Origin of the sequence: Burkholderia lata (genome assembly GCF_902499025.1) — a bacterium.
Classification (GTDB): Bacteria; Pseudomonadota; Gammaproteobacteria; order Burkholderiales; family Burkholderiaceae; genus Burkholderia; species Burkholderia lata_C.
The window spans coordinates 62,151-87,281 of sequence record NZ_CABVPW010000022.1 but is presented as its reverse complement, the minus strand read 5'-3'; the positions used below and the strand labels follow the sequence as shown (position 1 = coordinate 87,281).

General features: G+C 66.8%; 22 protein-coding genes and 1 tRNA gene. 15 read left to right on the top strand and 8 right to left on the bottom strand.

What is annotated here, in order from left to right; translation table 11 throughout:
• Positions 1-145: 145 nt before the first annotated feature.
• A tRNA-Leu gene (locus BDI24065_RS22255) sits at positions 146-232 on the bottom strand.
• Positions 233-468: 236 nt separating this feature from the next.
• On the opposite strand from BDI24065_RS22255, the gene hpnD reads away from it, so the two are divergent.
• Positions 469-1,302 carry a presqualene diphosphate synthase HpnD gene (hpnD, locus tag BDI24065_RS22250; RefSeq protein ID WP_175033091.1) on the top strand — a complete coding sequence of 278 codons (834 nt, stop codon included), beginning with the start codon at positions 469-471 and terminating at the stop codon, positions 1,300-1,302.
• A 10-nt stretch (positions 1,303-1,312) separates the two neighbouring features.
• Here the strand turns inward: hpnD and BDI24065_RS22245 are convergent, their stop codons facing one another.
• The 3 genes from BDI24065_RS22245 to BDI24065_RS22235 all read right to left on the bottom strand — a co-directional run bounded on the left by BDI24065_RS22245 (position 1,313) and on the right by BDI24065_RS22235 (position 4,507).
• Positions 1,313-2,527, bottom strand: a complete 1,215-nt coding sequence (locus tag BDI24065_RS22245; protein ID WP_175033090.1) for a DUF1501 domain-containing protein — start codon at positions 2,525-2,527, stop codon at positions 1,313-1,315.
• Between the two features lie 67 nt (positions 2,528-2,594).
• On the bottom strand, positions 2,595-4,097 hold the full coding sequence (locus tag BDI24065_RS22240; protein ID WP_175033089.1) for a DUF1800 domain-containing protein: 1,503 nt from the start codon (positions 4,095-4,097) through the stop codon (positions 2,595-2,597).
• Between the two features lie 134 nt (positions 4,098-4,231).
• On the bottom strand, positions 4,232-4,507 hold the full coding sequence (locus BDI24065_RS22235; protein ID WP_174997965.1) for a hypothetical protein: 276 nt from the start codon (positions 4,505-4,507) through the stop codon (positions 4,232-4,234).
• Positions 4,508-4,765: 258 nt separating this feature from the next.
• Between BDI24065_RS22235 and ompR the strand changes: the two genes are divergently transcribed.
• The 4 genes from ompR to BDI24065_RS22215 all read left to right on the top strand — a co-directional run bounded on the left by ompR (position 4,766) and on the right by BDI24065_RS22215 (position 8,244).
• A complete protein-coding gene (gene ompR, locus BDI24065_RS22230; RefSeq protein WP_006478565.1) occupies positions 4,766-5,500 on the top strand; it encodes an osmolarity response regulator transcription factor OmpR in 735 nt (244 codons plus the stop codon).
• A 40-nt stretch (positions 5,501-5,540) separates the two neighbouring features.
• Complete coding sequence (locus BDI24065_RS22225) at positions 5,541-6,902, top strand: ATP-binding protein (RefSeq protein ID WP_174960955.1); 1,362 nt, start codon at positions 5,541-5,543, stop codon at positions 6,900-6,902.
• A 189-nt stretch (positions 6,903-7,091) separates the two neighbouring features.
• A complete protein-coding gene (locus tag BDI24065_RS22220; protein ID WP_047900946.1) occupies positions 7,092-7,640 on the top strand; it encodes a peroxiredoxin in 549 nt (182 codons plus the stop codon).
• 76 nt (positions 7,641-7,716) lie between these two features.
• A complete protein-coding gene (locus BDI24065_RS22215; protein ID WP_011352388.1) occupies positions 7,717-8,244 on the top strand; it encodes a carboxymuconolactone decarboxylase family protein in 528 nt (175 codons plus the stop codon).
• A gap of 131 nt (positions 8,245-8,375) precedes the next feature.
• Here the strand turns inward: BDI24065_RS22215 and ispF are convergent, their stop codons facing one another.
• Both ispF and ispD read right to left on the bottom strand, forming a co-directional pair.
• Positions 8,376-8,861: a 2-C-methyl-D-erythritol 2,4-cyclodiphosphate synthase gene (ispF, locus tag BDI24065_RS22210; RefSeq protein ID WP_021160386.1), complete on the bottom strand. Its 486-nt coding sequence runs from the start codon at positions 8,859-8,861 to the stop codon at positions 8,376-8,378.
• Between the two features lie 28 nt (positions 8,862-8,889).
• A complete protein-coding gene (gene ispD / locus BDI24065_RS22205) occupies positions 8,890-9,600 on the bottom strand; it encodes a 2-C-methyl-D-erythritol 4-phosphate cytidylyltransferase (protein ID WP_011352390.1) in 711 nt (236 codons plus the stop codon).
• A 107-nt stretch (positions 9,601-9,707) separates the two neighbouring features.
• Between ispD and mfd the strand changes: the two genes are divergently transcribed.
• The 4 genes from mfd (at position 9,708) to BDI24065_RS22185 (ending at position 16,161) form a co-directional block, all read left to right on the top strand.
• Positions 9,708-13,178 carry a transcription-repair coupling factor gene (mfd, locus tag BDI24065_RS22200; protein WP_175033088.1) on the top strand — a complete coding sequence of 1,157 codons (3,471 nt, stop codon included), beginning with the start codon at positions 9,708-9,710 and terminating at the stop codon, positions 13,176-13,178.
• 105 nt (positions 13,179-13,283) lie between these two features.
• Entirely contained in the window at positions 13,284-14,504 is a 1,221-nt protein-coding gene (gene argE, locus BDI24065_RS22195) for an acetylornithine deacetylase (RefSeq protein WP_175033087.1), read from the top strand.
• Positions 14,505-14,564: 60 nt separating this feature from the next.
• Positions 14,565-15,584, top strand: a complete 1,020-nt coding sequence (locus BDI24065_RS22190; RefSeq protein WP_175033086.1) for a threonine/serine dehydratase — start codon at positions 14,565-14,567, stop codon at positions 15,582-15,584.
• Between the two features lie 145 nt (positions 15,585-15,729).
• Positions 15,730-16,161 carry a DUF3574 domain-containing protein gene (locus tag BDI24065_RS22185; protein ID WP_175033085.1) on the top strand — a complete coding sequence of 144 codons (432 nt, stop codon included), beginning with the start codon at positions 15,730-15,732 and terminating at the stop codon, positions 16,159-16,161.
• An 87-nt stretch (positions 16,162-16,248) separates the two neighbouring features.
• Here the strand turns inward: BDI24065_RS22185 and BDI24065_RS22180 are convergent, their stop codons facing one another.
• Positions 16,249-18,765 (bottom strand): penicillin-binding protein 1A, encoded by a 2,517-nt coding sequence (locus BDI24065_RS22180; protein ID WP_175033084.1) that lies wholly within the window; start codon positions 18,763-18,765, stop codon positions 16,249-16,251.
• 443 nt (positions 18,766-19,208) lie between these two features.
• On the opposite strand from BDI24065_RS22180, the gene BDI24065_RS22175 reads away from it, so the two are divergent.
• From BDI24065_RS22175 to BDI24065_RS22160, 4 genes are all read left to right on the top strand, one after another.
• Positions 19,209-19,889 carry a PspA/IM30 family protein gene (locus BDI24065_RS22175; protein WP_175033083.1) on the top strand — a complete coding sequence of 227 codons (681 nt, stop codon included), beginning with the start codon at positions 19,209-19,211 and terminating at the stop codon, positions 19,887-19,889.
• Between the two features lie 88 nt (positions 19,890-19,977).
• The gene (locus tag BDI24065_RS22170) at positions 19,978-21,144 is read left to right on the top strand and encodes a tetratricopeptide repeat protein (protein WP_175033082.1); all 1,167 of its coding nucleotides are present in this window, start codon (positions 19,978-19,980) and stop codon (positions 21,142-21,144) included.
• Positions 21,145-21,376: 232 nt separating this feature from the next.
• Positions 21,377-21,808: a large conductance mechanosensitive channel protein MscL gene (gene mscL, locus BDI24065_RS22165; protein WP_059233903.1), complete on the top strand. Its 432-nt coding sequence runs from the start codon at positions 21,377-21,379 to the stop codon at positions 21,806-21,808.
• Positions 21,809-22,139: 331 nt separating this feature from the next.
• A complete protein-coding gene (locus BDI24065_RS22160) occupies positions 22,140-22,586 on the top strand; it encodes a hypothetical protein (RefSeq protein ID WP_027784713.1) in 447 nt (148 codons plus the stop codon).
• 66 nt (positions 22,587-22,652) lie between these two features.
• Here BDI24065_RS22160 and BDI24065_RS22155 read toward each other — a convergent pair whose 3' ends face one another.
• Positions 22,653-23,546: an NAD(P)-dependent oxidoreductase gene (locus tag BDI24065_RS22155; protein WP_175033081.1), complete on the bottom strand. Its 894-nt coding sequence runs from the start codon at positions 23,544-23,546 to the stop codon at positions 22,653-22,655.
• 135 nt (positions 23,547-23,681) lie between these two features.
• Between BDI24065_RS22155 and BDI24065_RS22150 the strand changes: the two genes are divergently transcribed.
• Complete coding sequence (locus tag BDI24065_RS22150; RefSeq protein WP_011352399.1) at positions 23,682-23,891, top strand: dodecin; 210 nt, start codon at positions 23,682-23,684, stop codon at positions 23,889-23,891.
• Positions 23,892-24,113: 222 nt separating this feature from the next.
• Complete coding sequence (locus BDI24065_RS22145; RefSeq protein ID WP_006402708.1) at positions 24,114-25,043, top strand: LysR substrate-binding domain-containing protein; 930 nt, start codon at positions 24,114-24,116, stop codon at positions 25,041-25,043.
• The last annotated feature ends 88 nt before the right edge of the window (positions 25,044-25,131 follow it).

The following is a 25,131-nucleotide window of genomic DNA, read 5'->3' as shown; positions in this document are numbered from 1 at the left end:
TATTACACGCGGCACGAATTCTCGTGCGCTGCTTGCACGGGCTCGCGCGCCGGAAAAAGCACCGACATCAACAAAAAAGCGCTGCGGTCAATCGACCGGCAGCGCTTTTTAGTGAACGGCTCCCGACAGGGACACATTCGACTTCTGGTGCGTGAGGCCGGACTCGAACCGGCACACCCTTGCGGGCGTCAGGACCTAAACCTGGTGCGTCTACCAATTTCGCCACTCACGCGCATTTTCTGTCGCCTGACCACGCGGCACGCAAGATGCGTTTCCACGCGCCCGGGACATCGCGCCGGCTTGTAACCGGCACGCCCGATCAGGCGAGCGCGAGATTCTACCCGATCCGGGCGGCGTTGTCTCGCCCCTGCCGGCACCCGCCGTGCAGCGATGCTAGAATGCCGCGCTCGACGTTTCGGCACCGCGCCGCCGCGCGTGCCCCGAACCCGCCCCCACCCGATTCCGCCCGTGAACTTCGACGACTACTGTCAGCAAAAGGCCGCCCCTGCGGGCTCCAGCGTCTACTACGCACTGCGCCAGGCGCCGCTCGCCACGCAGCCTCGCCTGACTGCACTTTTCGCACTGCGCCGCGAACTCGAGGAAACCGTCAAGGAAACCAGCGACCCGACCGTCGGACACACGAAGCTCGCGTGGTGGCACAAGGAACTCGCGGCGCTGGCCGACGGGCAGCCGTCACACCCGGTCACGAAAGCGCTCGCGCAGCATCATCCGGCGATCGCCGCCGAGGCCGACGCATTGCGCACGCTCGTCAACGGTTACGGGATGGATCTCGAACAGGCGCGCTACCTCGATCTGGCGAACCTGCAGCGCTATATCGCACAGGTCGGCGGTACGTTCGCATCGCTGGTCGCGCGCGCCAGCGCCGCGAACCCGGCGGACCCGCAACCGTGGGCCGCGGATGCCGGCCGCGCGCTGATGCTCGCGCAGTTCGTGCAGGACCTCGGCAATGACGCGCGCCACGGCCGCATCTACCTGCCGATCGACGAACTGCAACGCTACAACGTAACCGCAGCCGATCTATTGAACCGCCGCTACAGCCCGGCCTTCACCGAATTGCTGCAATTCCAGACGGCCCGCGCGCGCGAAGCGCTCGTGGCCGCCGAAACGGCGATCCCTGCATCCGAACGCCGCGCCCAGCGCACGCTGCGCGCGCAGATCGCACTGGCCGGCTCACTGCTCGACGAAATCGAGCGCGACGACTACCAGGTGCTGCATCAGCGCATCGCGCTGACGCCGATCCGCAAGCTGTGGATCGCGTGGCGCACCGCGCGCCGGCGCTGACCCGTCCCCCTCACGCCTTCAGCAACGGCAGCGTGTCGAAGCGCTGCTGCAGCACGCGCGTCGAATCGAGCCCCCACCACGGCCCGAGCACCGTCGCGTAGAGCTGGCGGAAATCGACCGCGACCGGCAGGTTGCCGTTGCCGTCGAGCCGCCCGAGCGCCGGCGGCGCACCGTACAGCCCGCCGGCCACGCGGCCGCCCATCACGAAATGCGGCGCGGCCGTGCCGTGATCGGTGCCGTTGCTCTGGTTCTCGCGCACGCGTCGTCCAAATTCCGCATACGTCATCACGAGCGTCTGGTTCCAGCGCCCGAGTTCGATCAACGCGCCGCGCATCGCGCTCATCCCTTCGGCGAACTGCTTGAGCAGCGCGGCCTGCTGCCCCGGCTGGTTCTGGTGCGTATCGAAGCCATTGAGCGTCAGGCGCAGCACCGCGACACCATCCTGCGCGCCGGGCCCGGACGCTTCGCACGCGGCCAGCACCTGCATCGCGGTCTTGACCGACGTGCCGAACGCGCCGGCCGGAAAGGCCGTCCGGAATTCACGCATCCCGCCGCGCGGGCGCAGCCGGTCGGCCGCCTTCACGATGTCGTTCTCGACGTCGATGATGTGGGCGAGCGCGGGGTTCTGTTCGCGCAGCGACGACGGCTCGGCGAGCCGGGCCGCACGGATGAACTGCGCGGGATTGACGAGCGCGATCGCACGCGCGCCGTTCGAGAGCGGCCCCATCTCGGCGCTGCCGAGCACGACGCCGTCGGCCGCGAAACCGGGCGGCACGGGCGCTTGTGCGAACGTGCGCGTCAGCCAGCCTTCGTGCAGGTATTGATCCGAGCGCGACGCGGTATCCCAGATCTCGATCGACCGGAAATGCGACAGGTTCGGCTGCGGATAACCGACGCCCTGCACGACCGCAACCTGCCCGTCGCGCCACAGCGGCATCAGCGGCGCGAGCGACGGATGCAGCCCCGTATGCGCGTCGAGTTGCAGCACCTGCTCGCGCTTGATGCCGATGCTGCGCCGGAACTGGTAGTACAGCGGGTCCGCATACGGCACCACCGTGTTGAGGCCATCGTTGCCGCCCTTCAGCTCGACGAGGATCAGCACGTTCGCATACCCGGCCGCCGGCTGTCGGCCCGTCGCGGCCGCGGCCATCGCAGGCGCCTGCCACATCGATACGCCGGCCGCGGCCGCAGCGCCCGTCAGCGTCAGAAAATCACGTCGGTTCATCGCGCATCCTTTGGTTCGCCGCCCGGCACCTTTGCCGCACCGGCTTCCCGCTTCATCGTCGTTCGAATCATTTCAGTTGATAAGCCGGATCCATCAGCAGTGCCTCGAGATACGCGCTGCCGGTCGAATCCGTGTCGATTGCCGCGACCGGCGACAGCTGCAGCACCGCATGCTGCAACTGAAGCTCGGTCGACAAGCCCGCGATCGCCTGCGGCCGCGCGCGATACTGCGCCAGCCAGCGCTCGAGGTCGAAACGCAGGCCGGCCCGCACGGGCTTGGCGGGCGCACCGCGCATGCCGGGAGCGGATGCCGTATCGACCACCGGCATCGCATGCGCGCGGACATTCGGCGCCGGCGCCATCGCATGCGCCGGCGGGTGCATGCCGGCCGTCTCCGTCGCGCGGAACAGCTGCTCGACGAACTGCTTGCGCGCGAGCAGCGTGGTGCTGTTGATCCACAGCGCGCCGCCCGGCCAGCCCTTCACGTTCGGCGGGTAGAACAGGTTCTGACCGAGCGTGCGCACGGTGTTCGCGAGCATCTGCGGATCGCCGTACGACATGTCGAACAGCCGCACCGACCCGACGACGAATTCCGCAGGCGACTTGACGAGCACGCCGCGGTTGCGCGGATCCCAGAAGGCGTCGGTCGACCACAGCGCGGCGAGCGCGGCACGAATGTCGTAGCCGCTCGAGCGAAACCGTTCGGCCACCGTATCGAGCTCGCGCGGATCGGGCGTATCCGACACGAACTCGCGCCACAGCTTGCCGGCGATGAAGCGCGCCGTGCCGGGCCGCTTCAGCAGGATGTCGAGAAAGCCGTCGCCGTCGAACGGCCCCGTTTCGCCGAGGATCGTCTTGTCGCCCGCATCGTGCAGATCCGGCCGCACCTCGAAGCGATAAGTATCGGGATCGACCGTCCAGCCCGTCATCGCGCGCGCGGCTTCGGTCACGTCGTATTGCGTGTAATGCCCTTCGCCGAGCGTGAACAGCTCCATCACCTCACGCGCAAAATTCTCGTTCGGGCGCCCCTTGCGATTGCTCGCGCCGTCGAGGTACTGAAGCATCGCCGGATCTTTCGCGACCGCGTGCAGCAGCACGCCGAAATTGCCGAGCGCCTCGCGGCGAAACAGCCCGTTCTGCGCGGCCATCGTCTGCGGGTAAGGCACCTTGTCCTGCCCCGACGTGAAGTGCCCGTGCCAGAACAGCGTCATGCGCTCGGTCAGCGGCGACGGCGTCACGACCATCTCGTTGACCCACGCCGCGCGCAGCGCATCGTACCGGACGTTGCGCTCGCGCTGCTCGTCGCGCCGCATGTCGGGCGTCAGTGCCTGGCGCTGCGCACGCGTCGGCGGCAACTCGCCGATCCAGTCGGGCCACGTCGTGACGGGGTCGCGGCGAACGTTGCCGAGCGTGTCGGCGACGACCTGCGCGCGCGTCATGCCGACGACGCGCGCAACATCGGCGGGCGCAGGAGAAAAACCGGTACGACTCAGGAAAAACAATGCATCGTCGGCGTCGAGCGGCGACTGCATGGCGGGCGACGGCGCCGGTGCGGCAGCGTTCGCTTTCATCGTCATGGACTCCCGGAACGCACCGGCGGTGCGGATGCCGGTACAACGGCAATCGGCGGGTGAAAGTTGACGGAAAAAGTGCTACGAATTTTTTCGGCGCGGAAATTTCCGCGCAGAGCGAAAGACGGCGCGCGTCAGCGCTTGTACAACTCGCGAACGGCATCTTCGATATGCTGGCGCAGCAGGTGCCGCTCCTCGGGCGTCATATGGCCGTCGCGGCGGTGCTGCTCGAGATCGGGAGGCACGGCGGAACGAACCGGCATCTCGGCGGCACGATCGGGCTGCGCCTTGCTGCGCGGCAGCTTGCGCGACGGTGCGCCCTGCTCGGGGCGCTGCGCATACGCGAAGTTCGACGCATACGGACCGGCAAGCGCGATCGTCAGCATCAGTGCAATCCGGAAAGATCGCATGACCGTCCTCGCTTCTTTGGTCGATTTGTTCCCTTCGTCACGCGGCAACCGGCTACCTCTGGTACTTGAAAAACCCTGCGGAATTCGGGTGTGCAAAGATGAATGATGGAGTGCAGGGGAGTATCTACCGAATTTCGGCTTCGAGTAAAGGAATCTCTATAGCCTGCCTTTACTCGGCGCGACACTACGGGTAAATTTTGTAACCGACTGTAACGCGCGAAAATACGCGACCGTGCGTCAATTCCCATTCGCGATAAGATGCCGATCATGGAAACGAAAAACCCCTCCAAGATTCTCGTCGTCGACGACGACCCGCGCCTGCGCGATCTGCTGCGCCGCTATCTCGGCGAGCAGGGTTTCAATGTCTACGTCGCCGAAAACGCGACCGCAATGAACAAGCTCTGGGTCCGCGAGCGTTTCGACCTGCTCGTGCTCGACCTGATGCTCCCGGGCGAAGACGGCCTGTCGATCTGCCGCCGCCTGCGCGGCAGCAACGACCGCACGCCGATCATCATGCTCACCGCGAAGGGCGAGGATGTGGATCGCATCGTCGGCCTCGAGATGGGCGCCGACGATTACCTGCCGAAACCGTTCAACCCGCGTGAGCTCGTGGCGCGCATTCACGCGGTGCTGCGCCGCCAGGCGCCGGCCGAACTGCCGGGCGCACCGTCGGAAACCACCGAGGTGTTCGAGTTCGGCGAGTTCTCGCTGAACCTCGCGACGCGCACGCTGACGAAGTCCGGCCAGGAAATTCCGCTGACGACCGGCGAATTCTCGGTGCTGAAGGTGTTCGCGCGTCATCCGCGCCAGCCGCTGTCGCGCGAGAAGCTGATGGAACTCGCGCGCGGCCGTGAATACGAAGTGTTCGACCGCAGCCTCGACGTACAGATCTCGCGCCTGCGCAAGCTGATCGAGCCGGATCCGGGCAGCCCGCGTTTCATCCAGACCGTCTGGGGCCTCGGCTACGTGTTCATCCCGGACGGCGCTGCCTGACCTTTTTCCTTTCCGGTTTCGCCCGCCCACGGCCCGTCCCATGCGTATCGACCGGCGCCTCCTGCAGCTCGCGTTCGGCGGGCTGTTCTGGCGCACCTTCCTGCTGATCGCGCTGCTGATCTCGGTCAGTCTCGCCGCGTGGTTCCAGAGCTTTCGCGTGATCGAGCGCGAGCCGCGTGCGCAGCGCGTCGCGCTGCAGCTCGTCGCGATCGTGAAGCTCACGCGCACCGCCCTGCTCTATTCCGATCCCGATTTGCGGCGTGCGCTGCTGCAGGATCTCGAGAGCAACGAGGGCGTGCGCGTTTACCCGCGCGAGAAGACCGACAAGTTCAAGCTGCAGCCCGACGAATCGCTGAACCGCCTGATCGAACACGACATCCGCAGCCGCCTCGGCGACGATACCGTGATCGCGCAGTCGGTCAACGACATTCCCGGCGTGTGGATCAGCTTCAAGATCGACGACGACGATTACTGGGTCGCGCTCGACCGCGACCAGCTCGACAGCGTCACGGGCCTGCAGTGGGCCGGCTGGGGGCTATTCGCGCTCGCGTTGTCGCTATTCGGCTCCGCGTTCATCACAAGCCTGGTGAACCGGCCGTTCTCGCGGCTCGCGCTCGCCGCGCGGCAGATCGGCTCGGGCCAGACACCCGAGCTGCTGCCTGAGCGCGGGATGGGCGTCGCGGCCGAGACCAATCGCAGCTTCAACCAGATGGTGCGCGACCTCGAACAGCTCGAGGCCGACCGCGCGCTGATGCTCGCGGGCATCTCGCACGACCTGCGCACCCCGCTCGCGCGGCTGCGGCTCGAAACCGAGATGAGCCCGTCCGACCAGGCAACCAAGGATGCAATGGTCGACGACATCGAGCAGATGGATCGCATCATCGCGGCCTTCATCGACTACGCACGCCCGTCGCAACGCAAGCCGGAGCCCGTCGACCTGTCGTCGATCGTGCAGGAAGTCGCCGCGCGCGTGTCGGGCGAGGATGGCGTCGAGATCCGCACGCGGCTCGCGCCGAGCGCGGTGATCGAAGCCGACGAGACCGACATGCGCCGCGTGATCGGCAACCTCGTCGAGAACGCGCGCAAGTACGGCCAGAGCAAGCAGGACGGCGTGTCGCGCATCACGCTCGAGACACGCGTGTCGCACGCGCGCGTCGAGCTGTCGGTGAGCGACGAAGGCCCCGGCATCCCCGAGGATCAACTGCCGCTCGTGATGCGGCCGTTCTACCGCGTCGACACCGCGCGCACCAAGGCGGACGGCACGGGTCTCGGGATGGCGATCGTGCTGCGCCTCGTCGGCCGCTATCGCGGCGCGCTGCGCCTGCGCAACCGCAACCCCGAAGCGGGCCTCGAAGTCACGCTCGAATTCCCCGGCGCCGGCAAGGCACGTGCGACTGCGTGACGCGCTCGCGCCCCCTTCTTGCGCTGCACACTATCGATCCGGTTGAAAAAAGCTATGAGGGTCGTTAGTTAAAATCTATTGAAGTGACTAACTAATAGTGTTATAGTTTTGCCCATGCTGTCACATCATCGTTGCAGCACCGAGGTAGCTTGACTCAGTCTTCTTCCCAACTCATACAGGAGTATCCGCATGAAAACCGTGGGCGATAAACTCGAAGCTTTCACCGTCGTAGCCGCGAAGCCGGGCTTCAATCATCACGAGGAAAACGGCCAGTCGGCATTCGAGACCGTCACCGAAGCGTCGTTCCCGGGCAAGTGGAAGATCATCTACTTCTATCCGAAGGATTTCACGTTCGTGTGCCCGACGGAAATCGTCGAGTTCGCGAAGCTCACGAAGCAGTTCGAAGAGCGCGATGCCATCCTGCTGGGCGGCAGCTCGGACAACGAATTCGTCAAGCTCGCATGGCGCCGTGAGCACAAGGACCTCGACAAGCTGAACCACTACGCGTTCGGCGACGTCAAGGGCGAGCTGATCGACCAGCTCGGCGTGCGCGACAAGGAAGCCGGCGTGGCCCTGCGTGCAACGTTCATCGTCGATCCGGACAACACGATCCAGCACGTTTCGGTGAACAACCTGAACGTCGGTCGCAGCCCGGCAGAAGTCCTGCGGATTCTGGACGGCCTGCAAACGGACGAACTGTGCCCGTGCAACCGTGCAGTCGGCGGCGCAACGCTGTAAGCGCATCGATGCACGAAGCCCGCGGCGCACGTCCTGCCTGCGGGCTTTTTTAACGGCCAACCCATAGGAGATATCAATGGAATTCATCGACTCGATTAAGGCGCGTATTCCCGACTACGCGAAGGACATCCGCCTGAACCTCGACGGCACGATCTCGCGCTCGTCGCTCGAAGGCACCGACGCGGTCGGCGTCGCGCTGGCGGCGGCGATCGCGGCGAAGAGCACGGTGCTCATCAAGACGATCCGCGAAGCCGGCGTCCTGTCGCCCGAAGAGACGAACGCCGTGCTGACGGCAGCCGCGCTGATGGGGATGAACAACACCTGGTATCCGTATGTCGAGATGGCCGACGATGCCGACCTGAAGACGCAACGCGCCGAGCTGCGGATGGGCGCGTATGCGACGCACGGCGGCGTCGACAAGCGCAAGTTCGAGATGTACGCGCTCGCCGCGTCGATCGTCGGCAAGTGCCACTTCTGCGTGAAGTCGCACTACGCGCTGCTGAAGAACGAGCAAGGGATGACCGTCACGCAGCTGCGCGACGTCGGCCGTATCGCGTCGGTAATCAATGCCGCCGCGCAAGTGATCGCCGCCGAAGGCGAATAAGCGGCTGCACCACCCGGCCGGCAGACGCGCCGGCCCGGTAGACGCTTCAAACGAAAATGCCACGCATCCGCGTGGCATTTTTCATTTCCGCAGCGCGGCGCGCCGGGCGAACCGCGCACCGCGACCGGACGTCAGCCGCCCTGCTTCACCAGCAGCGCGGCAGCCTGTGCCTCGATCCCCTCGCCGCGGCCGAGATAGCCGAGCTTCTCGTTGGTCTTCGCCTTCACGTTCACGCGATCGAGCGGCAGCCCGAGATCGGCCGCGATGTTCGCGCGCATCCCGTCGATATGCGGTGCCAGCTTCGGCGCCTGGGCGATCACGGTGCTGTCGACGTTCTGGATCGTGAAACCGGCCGCCTTGATCCGTGCGGCGCACTCGCGCAGCAGCACGCGGCTGTCCGCGCCCTTGAATGCCGCGTCCGTGTCGGAGAAATGGCGACCGATGTCGCCGAGCGCCGCCGCGCCGAACAGCGCGTCGGTAATCGCGTGCAGCAGCACGTCCGCGTCCGAGTGGCCGAGCAGGCCGCGTTCGTAAGGAATCGTCACGCCACCGATGATGAGGGGGCGCCCCTCGACGAGCTGGTGCACGTCGTAGCCTTGTCCGATTCTGAAATCCATGCGTATTCCGATTGTGAGGGGGTGAAAGTCAGGAAGCGTTCGTGGAACGCGCGAGGATCGCTTCCGCGAGCGCGAAATCTTCCGGGTACGTGACCTTGAAATTGCGCAGGCTGCCCTGCACGACGCGCGGCGTGTGGCCGGCCCATTCGATCGCGCTCGCTTCGTCGGTCAGGTCGTGCCCTTCGCGCTGCGCGCGCAGGATCGCCTCGCGCAGCATGCCGATACGGAACATCTGCGGCGTCTGCGCCTGCCAAAGCGCGTCGCGCGACTCGGTGCGCGCGATCGCGTCGCCGCCGGCCGGCACGCGCTTGAGCGTATCGGCCACCGGCAGCGCGACGATGCCGCCGACCGGGTCGTCCTTCAGCGTCGCGACCAGCGTACGGATCAGCTCCGGCGTGATGCCCGGGCGCGCGGCGTCGTGCACCAGCACCCAGTCGTGGTCGGTCGCGCCGAATTCGGCCAGCTCGAGCAGGCCGTTCAGCACCGACGCCTGGCGCGAGCCGCCGCCGCAGCGGCGCACCGCGAAGCGCAGGCCCGCGAAGCGGCGCGCGTCGAAATGGGAATCGTCGGGCGCGAGGACGACGAGCGTCTGCGCGAATTCGCTGCACGCGTCGAACGCGGCGAGCGTGTAGTGCAGCAGCGCGCGGCCGGCCAGCGTGCGATATTGCTTCGGCACGGCCGAACCGGAGCGGCTGCCCGTGCCGGCACAGGGAATCAGGGCGAAAAGTCGGGGAGTCACGAAGGGAAACGCCGAAAAGATGAAATCGAGAAGCGGATTTTATAATAGGTCTTTCGTCTCGACCGGCGCACCGCGATGCGCCCGTGCACGCCACCCCTGTCGTCCCTATGCCAGATAACGCTTCCACCCCGTCCGCCTCGCCCGTTGCCCGCGTCAAGCCCGGCCAGCGCTTCGCCTTCGACGGCGCGCATGGTTCCGCCGACGCGCTCGCCATCGCCCGTTATCTCGCCGACAACCGCCAGGAGGTGCCGCTCCTCGCGGTGATCTGCGCGAACGCGGTCGACGCGCAGCGGCTCTCGCAGGAAATCCGCTACTTCTCGCCCGATGCGCGCGTGCGCCTGCTGCCGGACTGGGAAACGCTGCCCTACGACACGTTCTCGCCGCACCAGGATCTCGTATCCGAGCGTCTCGCGACGCTGCACGATCTCGGCGAGGGCCGCTGCGACATCCTGCTCGTGCCCGCGACCACCGCGCTGTACCGGATGCCGCCCGCGTCGTTCATGGCCGCGTACACGTTCGCATTCGCGCAGGGCGAGCGGCTCGACGAGGCGAAGCTGAAGGCGCAGCTCACGCTGGCCGGCTACGAGCACGTGAGCCAGGTCGTGCGGCCCGGCGAATATTGCGTGCGCGGCTCGCTGATCGACCTGTACCCGATGGGCTCGCCGCTGCCGTACCGGATCGACCTGTTCGACGACCAGGTCGACTCGATCCGCGCGTTCGACCCGGACACGCAGCGCAGCCTCTACCCGGTGCGTGACGTCCGCCTCCTGCCCGGCCGCGAGTTTCCGTTCGACGAAGCCGCACGCACGGCGTTCCGCAGCCGCTGGCGCGAGACCTTCGAAGGCGACCCGAGCCGCGCGCCGATCTACAAGGACATCGGCAACGGCGTGCCGTCGGCCGGCATCGAGTATTACCTGCCGCTGTTCTTCGACGAAACCGCCACGCTGTTCCACTATCTGCCGCAGGACGCGCACCTCGTGTTCACCGGCGATCTCGAAGCGTCGATCCGCCGCTTCACCGCCGACACGAAACAGCGCCATGCATTCCTCGCGCACGATCGCGAGCGGCCGATCCTCGAACCGCAGCGCCTGTTCCTGTCCGACGAGGACTTCTTCGCGTTCGCGAAGCCGTTCGCACGCGTCGTGCTGCCCGCGCAGCCGGCCGGCGGCTGGGCGACGGCGCTGCCCGAGCTCACCGTCGATCGCCATGCCGACGATCCGCTTGCGTCGCTGCGCACGTTCGTCGAATCGTCAGGCAAGCGCGTCCTGCTGACCGTCGAATCGGCCGGCCGCCGCGAAACGATCCTGCAGCTGCTCGCCGAACACCATCTGCGCCCTGCATCGAACGACCATTTCGCGGGCTGGCTCGAGAGCGACGAACGCTTCGCGCTCGGCGTCGCGCCGCTCGCGAACGGCTTCGCGGTGCCGGGCGAAGGCTACGCGGTCATCACCGAAACCGAGCTGTACGGCGCGCTCGGCCGCCGCGCGGGCCGCCGCCGGCAGGAACAGGCCAGCAACGTCGACGCGATGGTGCGCGACCTGTCGGAGCTGAAGGTCGGCGACCCGGTCGTCCATGCACAGCACGGCATCGGCCGCTACATGGGCCTCGTGTCGATGGATCTCGGCGAAGGCGAGACGGAATTCCTGCATCTCGAATATTCGGGCGACAGCAAGCTCTACGTGCCGGTCGCGCAGCTGCACGTGATCTCGCGCTACAGCGGCGCCGATCCCGACAGCGCACCGCTGCACGCGCTCGGCTCCGGCCAGTGGGAGCGCGCGAAGCGCAAGGCCGCGCAGCAGATCCGCGATACCGCTGCCGAGCTGCTGAACCTGTACGCGCGCCGCGCGGCCCGCGAAGGCCATGCGTTCTCGCTCGATCCGCGCGACTACGTGAAGTTCGCCGAAAGCTTCGGCTTCGAGGAAACGCCCGACCAGGCGGCCGCCATCGCGGCCGTGATCGGCGACATGACGAGCGGCAAGCCGATGGACCGCCTCGTGTGCGGCGACGTCGGCTTCGGCAAGACCGAGGTCGCGCTGCGCGCCGCGTTCATCGCGGTGCTGGGCGGCAAGCAGGTCGCGCTGCTGTCGCCGACCACGCTGCTCGCCGAGCAGCACACGCAGACCTTCGCCGACCGCTTCGCGGACTGGCCGGTGCGGATCGTCGAGCTGTCGCGCTTCAAGACCGCGAAGGAAGTCAACGCGGCGATCGCCCAGATCAACGAAGGCAGCGTCGACATCGTGATCGGCACGCACAAGCTGCTGTCGTCGGACGTGCAGTTCAAGCGGCTCGGCCTCGTGATCATCGACGAGGAACACCGTTTCGGCGTGCGCCAGAAGGAAGCGCTGAAGGCGCTGCGCGCGGAGGTCGACGTGCTGACGCTCACCGCGACGCCGATCCCGCGTACGCTCGGGATGGCGCTCGAAGGGCTGCGCGATTTCTCGGTCATCGCAACCGCGCCGCAGAAGCGGCTCGCGATCAAGACCTTCGTGCGCCGCGAGGAAGAAAGCGTGATCCGCGAGGCGATGCTGCGCGAGCTGAAGCGCGGCGGCCAGGTGTACTTCCTGCACAACGAGGTCGAGACGATCGAGAACCGCAAGGCGATGCTCGAGGCGCTCGTGCCCGAAGCACGCATCGTGATCGCGCACGGCCAGATGCATGAACGCGAACTCGAACGGGTGATGCGCGATTTCGTCGCGCAGCGCGCGAACGTGCTGCTGTGCACGACCATCATCGAGACCGGCATCGACGTGCCGAGCGCGAACACGATCATCATGCATCGCTCGGACAAGTTCGGCCTCGCGCAGCTCCACCAGCTGCGCGGCCGCGTCGGCCGCTCGCATCACCAGGCGTATGCGTACCTGCTGGTCCACGATCCGCAGGCGCTGACCAAGCAGGCGCAGCGCCGGCTGGAAGCGATCCAGCAGATGGAGGAACTCGGTTCGGGCTTCTATCTCGCGATGCACGACCTCGAGATCCGCGGCACCGGTGAAGTGCTCGGCGACAAGCAGTCGGGCGAGATCCACGAAATCGGCTTCCAGCTCTATACGGACATGCTGAACGATGCGGTGAAGGCGCTGAAGAACGGCAAGGAGCCCGACCTCACCGCCCCGCTCGCCGCGACGACGGAAATCAACCTGCATGCGCCGGCGATCCTGCCGGCCGACTACTGCGCGGACGTGCAGGAGCGGCTGTCGCTGTACAAGCGTCTCGCGAACTGCGAGCACGGCGACGCGATCGACGGCATCCAGGAAGAGCTGATCGACCGCTTCGGCAAGCTGCCGCCGCAAGCGCACGCGCTCGTCGAGACGCACCGGCTGAGGATCGCCGCGAAGCCGCTCGGCATCGTGAAGATCGACGCGAGCGAGGTGGCGATCGGGCTGCAGTTCGAGCCGAATCCGCCGATCGATCCGATGCGGATCATCGAGATGGTGCAGAAGCACCGGCACATCAAGCTCGCGGGCCAGGACAAGCTGCGCATCGAGACGCGCTCGCCCGATCTCGCGATCCGCGTGTCGACGATCAAGGAAACGCTGCGCGCGCTCGGCCCCAAGCAGGGAGCGGCTGCCGCAGTGCGCTGACGCGATGGTGACGGGTGCGGCGTTGCTGCACCGCACTGCGCCCGATGCGGGCGGGCCGACGCGTTTTTGAGTATGATTTTCCCATTCATCAGACGGAGTTTTGCCATGTCCACTCTCGACGCGACGGCGCCGTCCGCCGCCGACCAAGGCGACGCGTCGCTCGTCAGCCTGCCCTGGATCAAGCAACTGGTGTCGATGGACACGACGAGCCGCGTGCCGAACCTCGGCCTGATCGAAACGGTGCGCGACGCGCTCGCCGCGAAGGGCATCGCATCGACGATCACGCACGATCCGCGCGAAGGCTGGGCCAACCTGTTCGCGACCGTGCCCGCGCACGACGGCTCGACGAACGGCGGCATCGTGCTGTCCGGGCATACCGACGTCGTGCCGGTCGACGGCCAGCAATGGGACAGCAACCCGTTCGCGCCGGAAATCCGCGACGGCCGCCTGTACGGCCGCGGCACCTGCGACATGAAGGGCTTCATCGGCACCGCACTCGCGCTGCTGCCCGAGATGCAGGCGACCAGGCTCGCGAAGCCGATCCATTTCGCGCTGTCCTACGACGAGGAAATCGGCTGCGCCGGCGCACCGCTGATGATCGCCGACCTCGTCAAGCGCGGCGTGCAGCCGTCGGGCTGCATCGTCGGCGAGCCGACCAGCATGCGGCCGATCATCGCGCACAAGGGCATCAATGCGTACCGTTGCTGCGTGCGCGGCCACGCGGCGCATTCGTCGCTGACGCCGAAGGGGCTGAACGCGATCGAGTACGCGGCACGTCTCATCTGCCACATCCGCGACATCGCCGACCGCTTCCGCGCCGAAGGCCCGTTCGACGCGCTGTACGACGTGCCGTTCACGACCGCGCAGACGAGCACGATCCAGGGCGGCAACGCGATCAACACGGTGCCGGCCGAGTGCCGGTTCGACTTCGAGTTCCGCAACCTGCCGACGCTCGATCCCGAGCAGATCTTCACGCGCATCGAAGCGTATGCACGGGAAACGCTGCTGCCGCAGATGCTTCGCGAGCATCCGAATGCCGCGATCGAGTTCTCGAAGATCGCCGCGGCGCCCGGCCTTGACGCCACCGAACAGGCCGCGATCACGCAGCTCGTGCGCGCGCTGACGGCGGACCAGGACAAGCGCAAGGTCGCCTACGGCACCGAGGCCGGCCTGTTCGAACGCGCGGGCATCCCGAGCGTCGTATGCGGGCCCGGCAACATCGAGCAGGCACACAAGCCGAACGAGTATGTCGAGCTCGCGCAGCTCGCCGGCTGCGAGCAGTTCCTGCGCAAGTTCATCCGCAGCATGTCGGTCGACGCGCACTGACTGCCTCCCGCCACGCCGGCTCGCGTGTGCGGGCCGGCCCACTCTGCCATCCGCCACGTCATGTCGACTGAACAACAGGGCACCGCCCATACGACGATCGACGGCGAGCCGATCCCGACGCTCGACGACATCGCCGCGCAGCATTTCGCGCTGTCGCCGTGGGTCGCGCGCACGCCCGTGTTCGAGCGCGCCGACCTGCCGTCCCTCGAGGGCACCCACGTCAACTTCAAGTTCGAGCTGCTGCAGGTCAGCGGCAGCTTCAAGGCGCGCGGCGCATTCACGAACCTGCTCGCGCTCGACGAGGCGCGCAAGAACGCCGGCGTCACCTGCGTGTCGGCCGGCAATCATGCGGCGGCTGTCGCGTATGCGGCGATGCGGCTCGGCAGCAGCGCGAAGGTCGTGATGTTCCATACCGCGAGCCCGTCGCGCATCGCGCAGTGCAAGCAGTACCGCGCGGAAGTCGTGCTCGCGGGCAGCGCGTCGCAGGCGTTCGATCTGGTACGGCGGATCGAGGCCGAGGAAGGCCGTTTCTTCATCCATCCGTTCAACGGCTATCACACGATCCTCGGCACCGCGACGCTCGGCTACGAATGGGCGACGCAAACACCTGACCTCAATGCGGTGATCGTGCCGATCGGCGGTGGCGGGCTCGCGGCCGGCATGGCGACCGCGCTGCGGCTCGCGAATCCGCGTGTGCATGTGTACGGCGTCGAGCCGGAAGGCGCCGACGCGATGAGCCGCAGCTTCGCGGCGAATCACACGATCAAGATGAGCGCGATGCAGACGATCGCCGATTCGCTGATGGCGCCGCATACCGAGGAATACAGCTACCAGCTGTGCCGGCGCCACGTCGACCGGATCGTCACCGTGTCTGACGACGCGTTGCGTGCCGCGATGCTGTTCCTGTTCTCGCACCTGAAACTGTCGGTCGAGCCCGCATGCGCGGCCGCACTGGCCGCCCTGCTCGGCCCGCTGCGCGAAACGCTGCAGGGCAAGCGCGTCGGCGTGCTGCTATCAGGCACCAATACCGACCCCGGCACACTCGGCATGCATCTCGCACACGCGAAACTGCAGCACTGACCCCACATCGGGCACGCGTGGACAAACCTAGGGTTATCCCCAGATTATGTTGACAGCCCTGTTGATAACCCGCCGGACAAGCACGCAAGTGATTGAGCGCGCAGCGTTTTGCGCGCGCGGAGGTCGATCGTCACGAAATGGGCAGATGCGGCCGCTGGCCGCATGCGCGATGGCGATCGCGCTGCTCGCCGGTTGCGCGGCGCCGCCCTTGCCCGTCGTCGGCATGCCGTCAGCCTGCACGCAACCGGGCGAGAACCCCATGCTACAGGCCGACCTGCTGTTCGGGCGCGACATCGCCGGGCGCGGCCCCGTCACCGATGCGGAACGCACGGCGTTCCTCGCCGACACGGTCACGCCGCGGTTCCCCGACGGCCTCACCTACTGGGATACGCACGGCCAGTGGCGCGACCGGGCCAGCGGCGGGATCACGCGCGAAGACAGCTTCGTGCTCCGTATCATCGCCGACGATACGCCCGATACGCGTGCGCGGCTCGCGGCAATCCGGCAAGCGTACATGCAGCGATTCCACCAGCAATCGGTCGGCATGACGGTCGTGCCGGCCTGCGCATCGTTCTGATTTCCCCTTCTCCGTCGGCCGGCCATTCGCGCAAAAAAAACGGGCGCCCGGAGGCGCCCGTTGCATGCCGGAACAGCGGCGTGCCGCTTACTTGTTCTCGAACATGTCCATGATCTGCTGCTTCTCCTGCGGCGTGACGGGCGGCGGCGCAAGCCCCGCCGCACCGGCCGAACCGAGTGCGTCGTTCGCGCTGATCGCGTTCTCGGCCGGGTTGATGTCGACGTTCGCGACGAAGCCGTTGCCCGGCGTGCGATCGGCGTAATACAGCTCGCCGTCGATCGAGGTCAGGCCGTCGGGCATCGGCATCTGCTGCTCGGGCACGCCGTTCAGCGCGGTGCGCATGTAATTCACCCAGATCGGCAAGGCGAGCTGCGCGCCGAACTCACGGCTGCCGAGGCTCTTCGGCTGGTCGAAGCCCATCCACGCGACCGCGACGAGCGACTGCTGGTAGCCGGCGAACCAGCCGTCCTTCGCGTCGTTCGTCGTACCCGTCTTGCCCTGCAGGTCGCTGCGGCCCAGTGCGTTGGTGCCCGCGCCCGTGCCGGCCGTCGCGACCGAATGCAGCAGGCTGTTCATCATGTACGCATTGCGGCCTTCGATCGTGCGCGGCGCCGTGCTGCCCGCGAGCACCGGCTGCGACTTCTGCAGCGGCTGGCCGCGTGCGTCGTCGACCTCGGCGATCAGGTACGGATCGACCTTGTAGCCGCCGTTCGCGAACACCGCATAGCCGGTCGCGAGTTGCAGCGGCGTCACGAGGCCCGCGCCGAGCGCCATCGGCAGGTAAGGCGGCGTCTTCGCGGGATCGAAGCCGAAGCGCTGCGTCACGTACTGCTGCGCATACTGCGTGCCGATCGACGCGAGGATCCGGATCGACACGAGGTTCTTCGAGCGCTGCAGGCCGGTGCGCATCGTCATCGGGCCGTCCGGCTGATCGTCGTCCTTCGGCTCCCATGCGGTGCCGCCCGGCACGCTCGGCGGGAAGTACAGCGGCGCGTCGTTGATCATCGTCGCCGGCCCCATGCCCTTGTCGAGCGATGCCGAGTAGATGAACGGCTTGAACGACGAGCCCGGCTGGCGCCACGCCTGCGTCACGTGGTTGAACTTGCTCTTGTTGAAGTCGAAGCCGCCGACGAGCGAGCGGATCGCGCCATCCTGCGGCGCGATCGCGACGAGCGCGCCTTCGACCTGCGGCAGTTGCACGACCTGCCAGCCCGTCTTGCCGTCCTTCAGCACGCGCACGACCGAGCCCGGCTTGATGCGCAGCGTGTCGTTCGCGCGGGGGCTGAGCGCGCCCGCCACGAAGCGCAGCCCGGCCGGGCCGATCGTCGTGGTCGCGCCGCCGACGAACTGCACCTCGAGCGCATTCGGCGATGCCGACAGCACGACCGCCGACTGCAGGTCGCCGTTGTCCGGGTGATCGGCGAGCGCGTCGTCGATCGCCTCGTCGCGGTCGTCGCCGGCCGCGGGCAGCTGGATCGACGCTTCCGGCCCGCGATAGCCGTGGCGGCGCTCGTAGTCGAGAATGCCGCGACGCACGGCCTGGTACGCGGCTTCCTGGTCGGCCGAGTTGATCGTCGTCGTGACGGTCAGCCCGCGCGTATAGGTTTCGTCCTTGTACTGCTGGTACATCATCTGCCGCACCATCTCGGCGACGTACTCGCCGTGCACCGCGTACTGGTTGCCCGGCGTGCGCACGTGGATCTCTTCCTTCACGGCCTCGTCGTACTGCGGCTGCGTGATGTAGCCGACCTCGAGCATGCGCTTCAGGATGTATTCCTGGCGCACCTTCGCGCGCTTCGGATTGACGACCGGGTTATACGCGGACGGTGCCTTCGGCAGCCCGGCGAGCATCGCCGCTTCCGCGAGCGTGATGTCCTTCAGGTCCTTGCCGAAATACACGCGCGCGGCGGCCGCGAAGCCGTACGAGCGCTGGCCGAGATAGATCTGGTTCATGTACAGCTCGAGGATCTGGTCCTTCGTCAGGGCCCTCTCGATCTTGTACGCGAGCAGCATTTCGTAAATCTTGCGCGTGTAGGTCTTCTCGCTCGACAGGAAGAAGTTGCGCGCGACCTGCATCGTGATCGTGCTCGCGCCCTGGCGCGCACCGCCGTGCATCAGGTCGGCCACGCCCGCGCGCAGGATACCGACGAAGTCGACGCCGCCGTGCTCGTAGAAGCGATAGTCCTCGATCGCGAGCACGGCCTTCTTCATCACGTCCGGAATGTCCTGGAAGCGCACGAGGCTGCGGCGCTCCTCGCCGAATTCGCCGATCAGCACGTGATCGGCCGTGAACACGCGCAGCGGCACCTTCGGCTGGTAGTTGGTCAGTGCATCGAGCGACGGCAGTTGCGGCGCCATCACGACCAGCGCGTAGCCGACGATCAGCGCGCCGACGATCGCCAGCGTCACGAACAGGCCGGCGAACCACAGCATGACGCGCGAGCCGAACGAGCGACCGCGCCCTCCGCCGCCGCTGCGCTGAGTGCGGCGGTCGTCGTCGCGATCGTCGTCATCGGGGTAATAGGCTCCGGACGGCGAACGGCGCAGCGTGTAGTGGGGTTCGTTCCTGTCGGAAGAAGAAGGCGGTCGTTTGATAATTGGCATGTCGGAATGGCGGGCGTACGTGGCGCCCTCGGACGCATGCGGAAATGCAAGCGGATGAATCAGAGCAGGTACAGCGTGATGCGGCTGTCACGTCGACAGACCCCGCCGCGCGGCGATCCGTTCCCGCGACGTGACAGCGCATTTTAATGAAATCGACCGGGTGCCTTCGCGATTTTTTGTAAAAATTCCCGCAATGCCGTGATTTAAGGAACGTATTGTCTGCATCCTCTGCCTATCATGGACACGCAATATGGCGCGCACGGCCGATTTTCTTTCAATCGCGAAAGGTTCGATATCCTGATGCGCAAGCCGCTTGAAGTCGCGCGTTTAAGCCGTATTTAAGTGAACCGGTGGTGTAATATCCGCCGGCTCATGCGGGTCGGAACCGGCTCGCAACGGGCACTGCCGCTCTCACGCGGCGCCTTTCAACCACGGAGGATTTCATGTCGCTTTTCGACTCTGTTTCGCGCACGATCAAAGGCCTGCTGAACGATGCGGCCGATTCGGTACAGGATCCGTCGCGCGACGCACGGCAGATCGTGCGGGAGCTCGACGACAGCATCGGCCGTGCCGAGAATTCGCTGATCGAAATCGAGGCACAGGTCGCGACCCAGCGCAGCAAGCGCGATGCGGCCGACGACAAGGTGAAGAAGTACGAGGACGGCGCGAAGCGCGCGCTGCAATCCGGCGATGAAGCACTCGCACGCGAGGCGCTCGGCGCACAGTCGAACGCGGAAGCCGAACGCGATGCGCTCGCTGCCGAGCTGACGACGCTCGAGCCGTCGGTCGACAAGCTGAAGGGGCAGATCGCCGACATGCGTCAGCGCCGCAACGACCTGAATGCACGCTCGAACATCCTGCAGGCCAAGCAGGAAATCGCGCAGGCGAAGGACGTCGCGGCAAGCGCGCTGGGCGGCATCGGCGGCAAGAACCTGTCCGAAGACTTCCAGAAGCTCGAGGACAAGGTCGCGCTGCAGAACGCCCGCTCGGACGCGCGCCTGAATTCGGCCGACACGTCGAGCGGCAAGGCGCTCGACGACAAGCTCGCCGCGCTGAACAAGGGCCCGTCGGTCGAGGATCGCCTCGCCGCGTTGAAGAAGCAGCTCGACACGCCCGCGCAGTAACGGCCACTGCGGGCAACCGCGCCGCCGCCCGCCCCGGGCGCGGCGCGAACCGATCGTCAGGAGACGGGCGCCTGCGCCCGGTTCGACCATGAAGAAATCTCTCGCCGCACTCGGCCTCTCGCTGATGTTGCTGTCGTCCGCCGCGTTTGCGGTCCCGTCGCTGCAGCAGGTCGAGCAATCGATCGCGCAACGCAACTGGCAGCAAGCCGACACGCAGCTGTCGCAAGTCATCGACGCCCATCCGAACAACGCGCATGCGCGCTACCTGTACGCCCAGGTGCTGGACCGCGAAGGTCGCGCGTCCGACGCACTCGAGCAGCTGCAGCGCGCGAAGTCGCTCGATCCGCAACTGAAGTTCACCGACGCATCGCGCTTCGCGCAGACGGAGTCGCGCATCCGCGCCGACGCCGCGCGCGTGAGCGGCAACGTGCCGTCGGCCACGCAGGCCGGTACGCTGCAATCGTCGCTCGCGCCCGCCGTCGCACCGGCCGAGAAACACGGCCCGTCGACCGGCATGTGGATCGGCCTCGGGCTGATCGTCGCGGTGATCGCGCTGGTGCTGCGCTGGACGCTGCGGCGCGCGCGCACGGCCGACGACAGCCGCGCCGACGACGAACGCCGCACGCAGCTCAAGCGCGCCACCGACGTGCTGAACGACATCCGCCCGCTGAAACTCGACGCAAAGCTGTCGACGGCGCCCGGCGCCGCGGCGCTCACGGGCGAACTCGAAGCGATCGAGACCGACGCGCGCACGCTCGTCGAATCGCTGTCGAACGGCAAGAATCCGGTGCCGCCGTATCGCGTCGATGAACTCGAACAGCGTCATGCAAGCGTGAAGGCACGCGTCGAGGGCCGTCCGGACCCGGCCGCGCAACCCGCGGCACCCGTGAACGGCAGCGGCTCCGTGTACGCGCAGGAAGCCGATCGCATGACGGGCGCGCAAGGCCAGCCGTATCCGCAGCAACCGTACCCGCAACAGCAACCGCCGGTGGTGATCCAGCAAGGCGGCGGCGGTTTCGGCGGCGGCATGGGCGGGTTGCTGACCGGCGTATTGCTCGGCGAGGCGATGTCGGGCGGCCGCGAGCGTGTGGTCGAACGCGACGTGATCGTCGACGGCGAACGCCGCCGGCAGGAAAACGACCCGGGCTTCGACCTCGGCCGCGGCGACAGTTCGAACTGGAGCGACGGCAACAACGGCGGCGGCGGCATGGATCTCGGCAGCAACGACGACGGCTGGACCGACGACAACACCTGAAGTTGCACAGCGCGTCGACGCACCCGCGACGCGCTGCAACGCACGCCACGCTCCCCTGCAGGGCCGGCCGCGCCGACGCGCGGATTTGTCAATCATTTCAAGATGGGCTACCGGCAATGGGGAGCGTTCGCTATCATGCGGCCATCGGCGTGCCACCGACCCTCATTCGACGCTCTGCATCCCTGCGCGTCGCGGCACGCCTCCCCTCGCCCCAACCAGGAGAAAGCCGCTCATGAGCATCATCAAGGAATTCAAGGAGTTCGCCGTCAAGGGCAACGTCATGGATCTCGCCGTCGGCGTGATCATCGGCGGCGCGTTCTCGAAGATCGTCGACTCGGTCGTGAAAGACCTCATCATGCCGGTGATCGGCGTGCTGACCGGCGGTCTGGATTTCTCGAACAAGTTCGTTCTGCTCGGCACCATCCCCCCGACGTTCAAGGGTAATCCCGATTCGTTCAAGGACCTGCAGGCCGCGGGTGTCGCCGCGTTCGGCTACGGCTCGTTCATCACGGTGGCGATCAATTTCGTCATCCTCGCGTTCATCATTTTCCTGATGGTCAAATTCATCAACAAGCTGCGCAAGCCGGACGAAGCCGCGCCGGCCGCGACGCCGGAAGACACCGTGCTGCTGCGCGAGATCCGCGATTCGCTGAAGCAGCGCTGATCGCCGAGCGCCCCGCCAGCCAGGCCCGCCCCGTGCGGGCCTTTTTGTTGCGCGCGGTGCACCGCCGCATGCGGCCTGTCTCACTTTTTTGTGACGGGCGAATGCACGCGCGGGAAAAGCAGGTCTATGATGGAGACTAAACGACAGTACGGGCGCCAAGACGCTGGCTGTGTCGATCAAGGCGAGCAGGTCGACGGGAGACATTGATCGTCGTACTGCACGAAGGCAACATTTTCGTGTGCTATAAAGGATCGACATGCGGCGTACATAGCCGGGAGTGGGTCGCATGAAAGTGCCGCATTTCTTGCAATTGTTTTTGAGGCGAGTGTTTATGTCCTTCCCGAAAAAACGTCGGCGTGCCCAGCAGGATGGCCAGGAGTCATTCCTCGCGGTATTGCGCCACTCGAAACCGTTTGCCCAGCTCGACACCAAGATTGCCCGCGCCCGTGCGCAGGACGAACCCGTCCTGTACGCGCATGTGCTGCCCGGTCTCGACGTGCTCCTGTGCAGCGTGCGCGGCGCCCAGCCGCCTTATCCCGCCATCGCCGAGCTGCGCAAGCGCTGCATCGAATCGATCGCCAACGCGCTCGAGCAGCCGCTGGACGGCCTCGAGAACGGCGGATACTGGTATGAAGCAAACGGCTTTGGCTTCCTCGTGTTCGCCAGCCGTGCGCGTGCGCGCATCCTGCCCGAGTTTGGTGCAGGCACGAAAGCGAGCCTGCGCGGCGGGCTCGGCCGCCAGAACGCCGGCGATACGACACCACGCTCGCTCGGCTGAACCACCTGCCATTCGATGGGCCGCCTCCGGGCGGCCCATCTGCCATTCACGCGCCCCGCTTGTCCGTTACGAGGCCTGCTGACGCCCGTTGCCGGGCCGCACGATGTCGATGAACGCGGCGAAATCGGCGCCGGCGAGTCCTTGCGCGGCACCGAGCCGCAACACCTGCTGCACGGTGGCCGACACGGGCATCACGGCACCCGTGTCGCGCGCCGCGTCGGCGATCGCATCGACATCCTTCTGGAACGTGCTGAGCGCGCCGATCGGAGCGTGACCGCCTGACGTCATGCGCGGCACGAACGTCTGCAGCAGCACCGAGTCGGCCCAGCCGCCGGCCAGCGCTTCGGCCAGTCGCGCGGCATCGATGCCGCTCGCCTGCGCGAGACCAACGGCCTCGGCGATCGCGGTCACCGTCGCGGTGACGATCGCCTGGTTGCACAGCTTCGCCGTCTGCCCCGCGCCCGCGTCGCCCATGTGCGTGATGCGCGACGCGTACGTGTCGATCAGCGGCCGCACCGCGTCGAGATCGGCGGCACGGCCGCCGGCCATCACCGCGAGCGTGCCGGCCTGCGCGCCGGGCACGCCGCCCGACACCGGCGCATCGACCCAGCCGACGCCGAGCGCGGCCGCGCGCGCCGCGTAATCGCGCGTGGCGGCGGGCGGGATGCTCGAATGATCGACGATGCGCAGCAGGCGGCGCGCAGCAGCATCGCCGGAGAGCAGCCCATGCTCGCCGAACACGACGTCGCCCACCGCGCGGCCGTCGAGCACGCACACGAATACCGTCTCGACGCGCTCCGCCAGTTCGCGCGGCGTGCCGACCACCTGTGCGCCGTCCTTCACGAGCGCCTCGGCCTTCTCGCGCGAGCGATTCCACACGCTGACCCGATGCCCGGCCGCCAGCAAATGCCGAATCATCGGCGCACCCATCAATCCCGGTCCGCAAAATCCGACTTCCACGATGTTCCTCGTCTCCGATATGGGTTGAACTTGCCGCCCATCATACCTATCACTCAAGAAGCCGGACACGCGCGGCGCCGCTTCGGGACCACGGCTTGCACCGGCCATCCATACCGATATCCCAGGGAGCGCATCATGAGCGACCACGTGTACAAGATGATCGAGCTGACCGGTTCGTCGAAGCAATCGAGCGACGACGCCATCCGCAACGCGATCTCGAAAGCCGGCAAGACGCTGCACAACCTGCACTGGTTCCAGGTGACCGAAACGCGCGGCCACATCGAAGGCGACCAGGTCGTGCACTGGCAGGTCACGCTGAAGGTCGGCATGCGCATCGACGACTGACGCGCACCCTGCATCACACGCCGCGCCGCGAACCGGATCCGTGCAACGCGCATCCGCGCGGCGCCGCGCGCACCGCCATCCGTCCCGTTCAGGCCCCTTGTCGCGGCCCGGCCGGCGGGTACCTGCGGGTATCCATCTCTTGACGCTGGCCCAGCTTCATATTAAAAACGATATACCCCCCCTGCCCGCTCGATCAGCCCAGACATATAAAATGGAGATATCATGAGTCAGCAACGCGAGGCGATCGACACGTACCTCTTGCGCGTCTTGCACACCTTGTTGATGGAGCGCAGCGTCACGCGCGCGGCCGTCAAACTGAACCAGTCGCAACCGGCGATCAGCGCCGCGCTGCGGCGCCTGCGCGACATCACCGGCGATCCGCTGCTGGTGCGCGGCAAATCCGGCATGGTGCCGACGGAATACGGGCTGCGCCTGCTCGAGCCCGTGCAGAACGCGCTGCGTGAAATCGAGCGCATCAAGTTCCAGCAGCACAACTTCGACCCGGCCACGTCGATCCGCTGCTACCGGATCGGCTGCCCCGACTACCTGAACGTGCTGTTCGTGCCGACCGTGGTCGAGCGCTTCCGCCAGGCCGCGCCGAACGCAACGCTCGAGTTCCATTCGCTCGGCCCCGCGTTCGACTACGAGCTCGCGCTGGAAGACGGCAAGCTCGACATCGTCGTCGGCAACTGGCCCGAACCGCCCGAGCAGCTGCACCTGTCGAACCTGTTCGTCGACGAAATCGTCTGCCTGATGAGCAACACGCACCCGTTCGCGAAGCGCGGCGGGCTCACGCTCGACCAGTACCTGAACGCACCGCATCTCGCTCCGACGCCGTACTCGGTCGGCCAGCGCGGCGCGATCGACGTGCATCTCGCGCGCGAACGGCTCAAGCGCCACGTGGTCGTCACGCTGCCGTACTTCAACCTCGCACCGTACGTGCTCGTGAAGTCCGACCTGATCTTCACGACGACGCGCCTGTTCGCCGATCACTACGCGAAGTTCCTGCCGCTGTCGGTCGTGCCGGCACCGCTCGACTTCCCGCCGATGCAGTACTACCAGCTGTGGCACGAGCGCTGCCACTACTCCGACGAAGTGCGCTGGCTGCGCGGCCTCGTCGCCGAAGCCACCCGCACGCTGATCGAGCCGTAACGGCACGCGCCGCCCGCGCCGCGCCGGCGCGGCGTGGCGACGGCTGGCGGCATGCCCGGCGGCAACGCGGCCGCCGGATGGCGTCAGC

Excerpts from the sequence above, each read along its gene's own strand:
- BDI24065_RS22245 (WP_175033090.1), bottom strand. The coding sequence starts at position 2,527 with ATGAACCGACGTGATTTTCTGACGCTGACGGGCGCTGCGGCCGCGGCC.
- BDI24065_RS22240 (WP_175033089.1), bottom strand. The coding sequence starts at position 4,097 with ATGAAAGCGAACGCTGCCGCACCGGCGCCGTCGCCCGCCATGCAGTCG.
- BDI24065_RS22235 (WP_174997965.1), bottom strand. The coding sequence starts at position 4,507 with ATGCGATCTTTCCGGATTGCACTGATGCTGACGATCGCGCTTGCCGGT.
- ompR (WP_006478565.1), top strand. The coding sequence starts at position 4,766 with ATGCCGATCATGGAAACGAAAAACCCCTCCAAGATTCTCGTCGTCGAC.
- BDI24065_RS22225 (WP_174960955.1), top strand. The coding sequence starts at position 5,541 with ATGCGTATCGACCGGCGCCTCCTGCAGCTCGCGTTCGGCGGGCTGTTC.
- BDI24065_RS22220 (WP_047900946.1), top strand. The coding sequence starts at position 7,092 with ATGAAAACCGTGGGCGATAAACTCGAAGCTTTCACCGTCGTAGCCGCG.
- BDI24065_RS22215 (WP_011352388.1), top strand. The coding sequence starts at position 7,717 with ATGGAATTCATCGACTCGATTAAGGCGCGTATTCCCGACTACGCGAAG.
- ispF (WP_021160386.1), bottom strand. The coding sequence starts at position 8,861 with ATGGATTTCAGAATCGGACAAGGCTACGACGTGCACCAGCTCGTCGAG.
- mfd (WP_175033088.1), top strand. The coding sequence starts at position 9,708 with ATGCCAGATAACGCTTCCACCCCGTCCGCCTCGCCCGTTGCCCGCGTC.
- argE (WP_175033087.1), top strand. The coding sequence starts at position 13,284 with ATGTCCACTCTCGACGCGACGGCGCCGTCCGCCGCCGACCAAGGCGAC.
- BDI24065_RS22190 (WP_175033086.1), top strand. The coding sequence starts at position 14,565 with ATGTCGACTGAACAACAGGGCACCGCCCATACGACGATCGACGGCGAG.
- BDI24065_RS22185 (WP_175033085.1), top strand. The coding sequence starts at position 15,730 with ATGCGGCCGCTGGCCGCATGCGCGATGGCGATCGCGCTGCTCGCCGGT.
- BDI24065_RS22180 (WP_175033084.1), bottom strand. The coding sequence starts at position 18,765 with ATGCCAATTATCAAACGACCGCCTTCTTCTTCCGACAGGAACGAACCC.
- BDI24065_RS22175 (WP_175033083.1), top strand. The coding sequence starts at position 19,209 with ATGTCGCTTTTCGACTCTGTTTCGCGCACGATCAAAGGCCTGCTGAAC.
- BDI24065_RS22170 (WP_175033082.1), top strand. The coding sequence starts at position 19,978 with ATGAAGAAATCTCTCGCCGCACTCGGCCTCTCGCTGATGTTGCTGTCG.
- mscL (WP_059233903.1), top strand. The coding sequence starts at position 21,377 with ATGAGCATCATCAAGGAATTCAAGGAGTTCGCCGTCAAGGGCAACGTC.
- BDI24065_RS22160 (WP_027784713.1), top strand. The coding sequence starts at position 22,140 with ATGTCCTTCCCGAAAAAACGTCGGCGTGCCCAGCAGGATGGCCAGGAG.
- BDI24065_RS22150 (WP_011352399.1), top strand. The coding sequence starts at position 23,682 with ATGAGCGACCACGTGTACAAGATGATCGAGCTGACCGGTTCGTCGAAG.
- BDI24065_RS22145 (WP_006402708.1), top strand. The coding sequence starts at position 24,114 with ATGAGTCAGCAACGCGAGGCGATCGACACGTACCTCTTGCGCGTCTTG.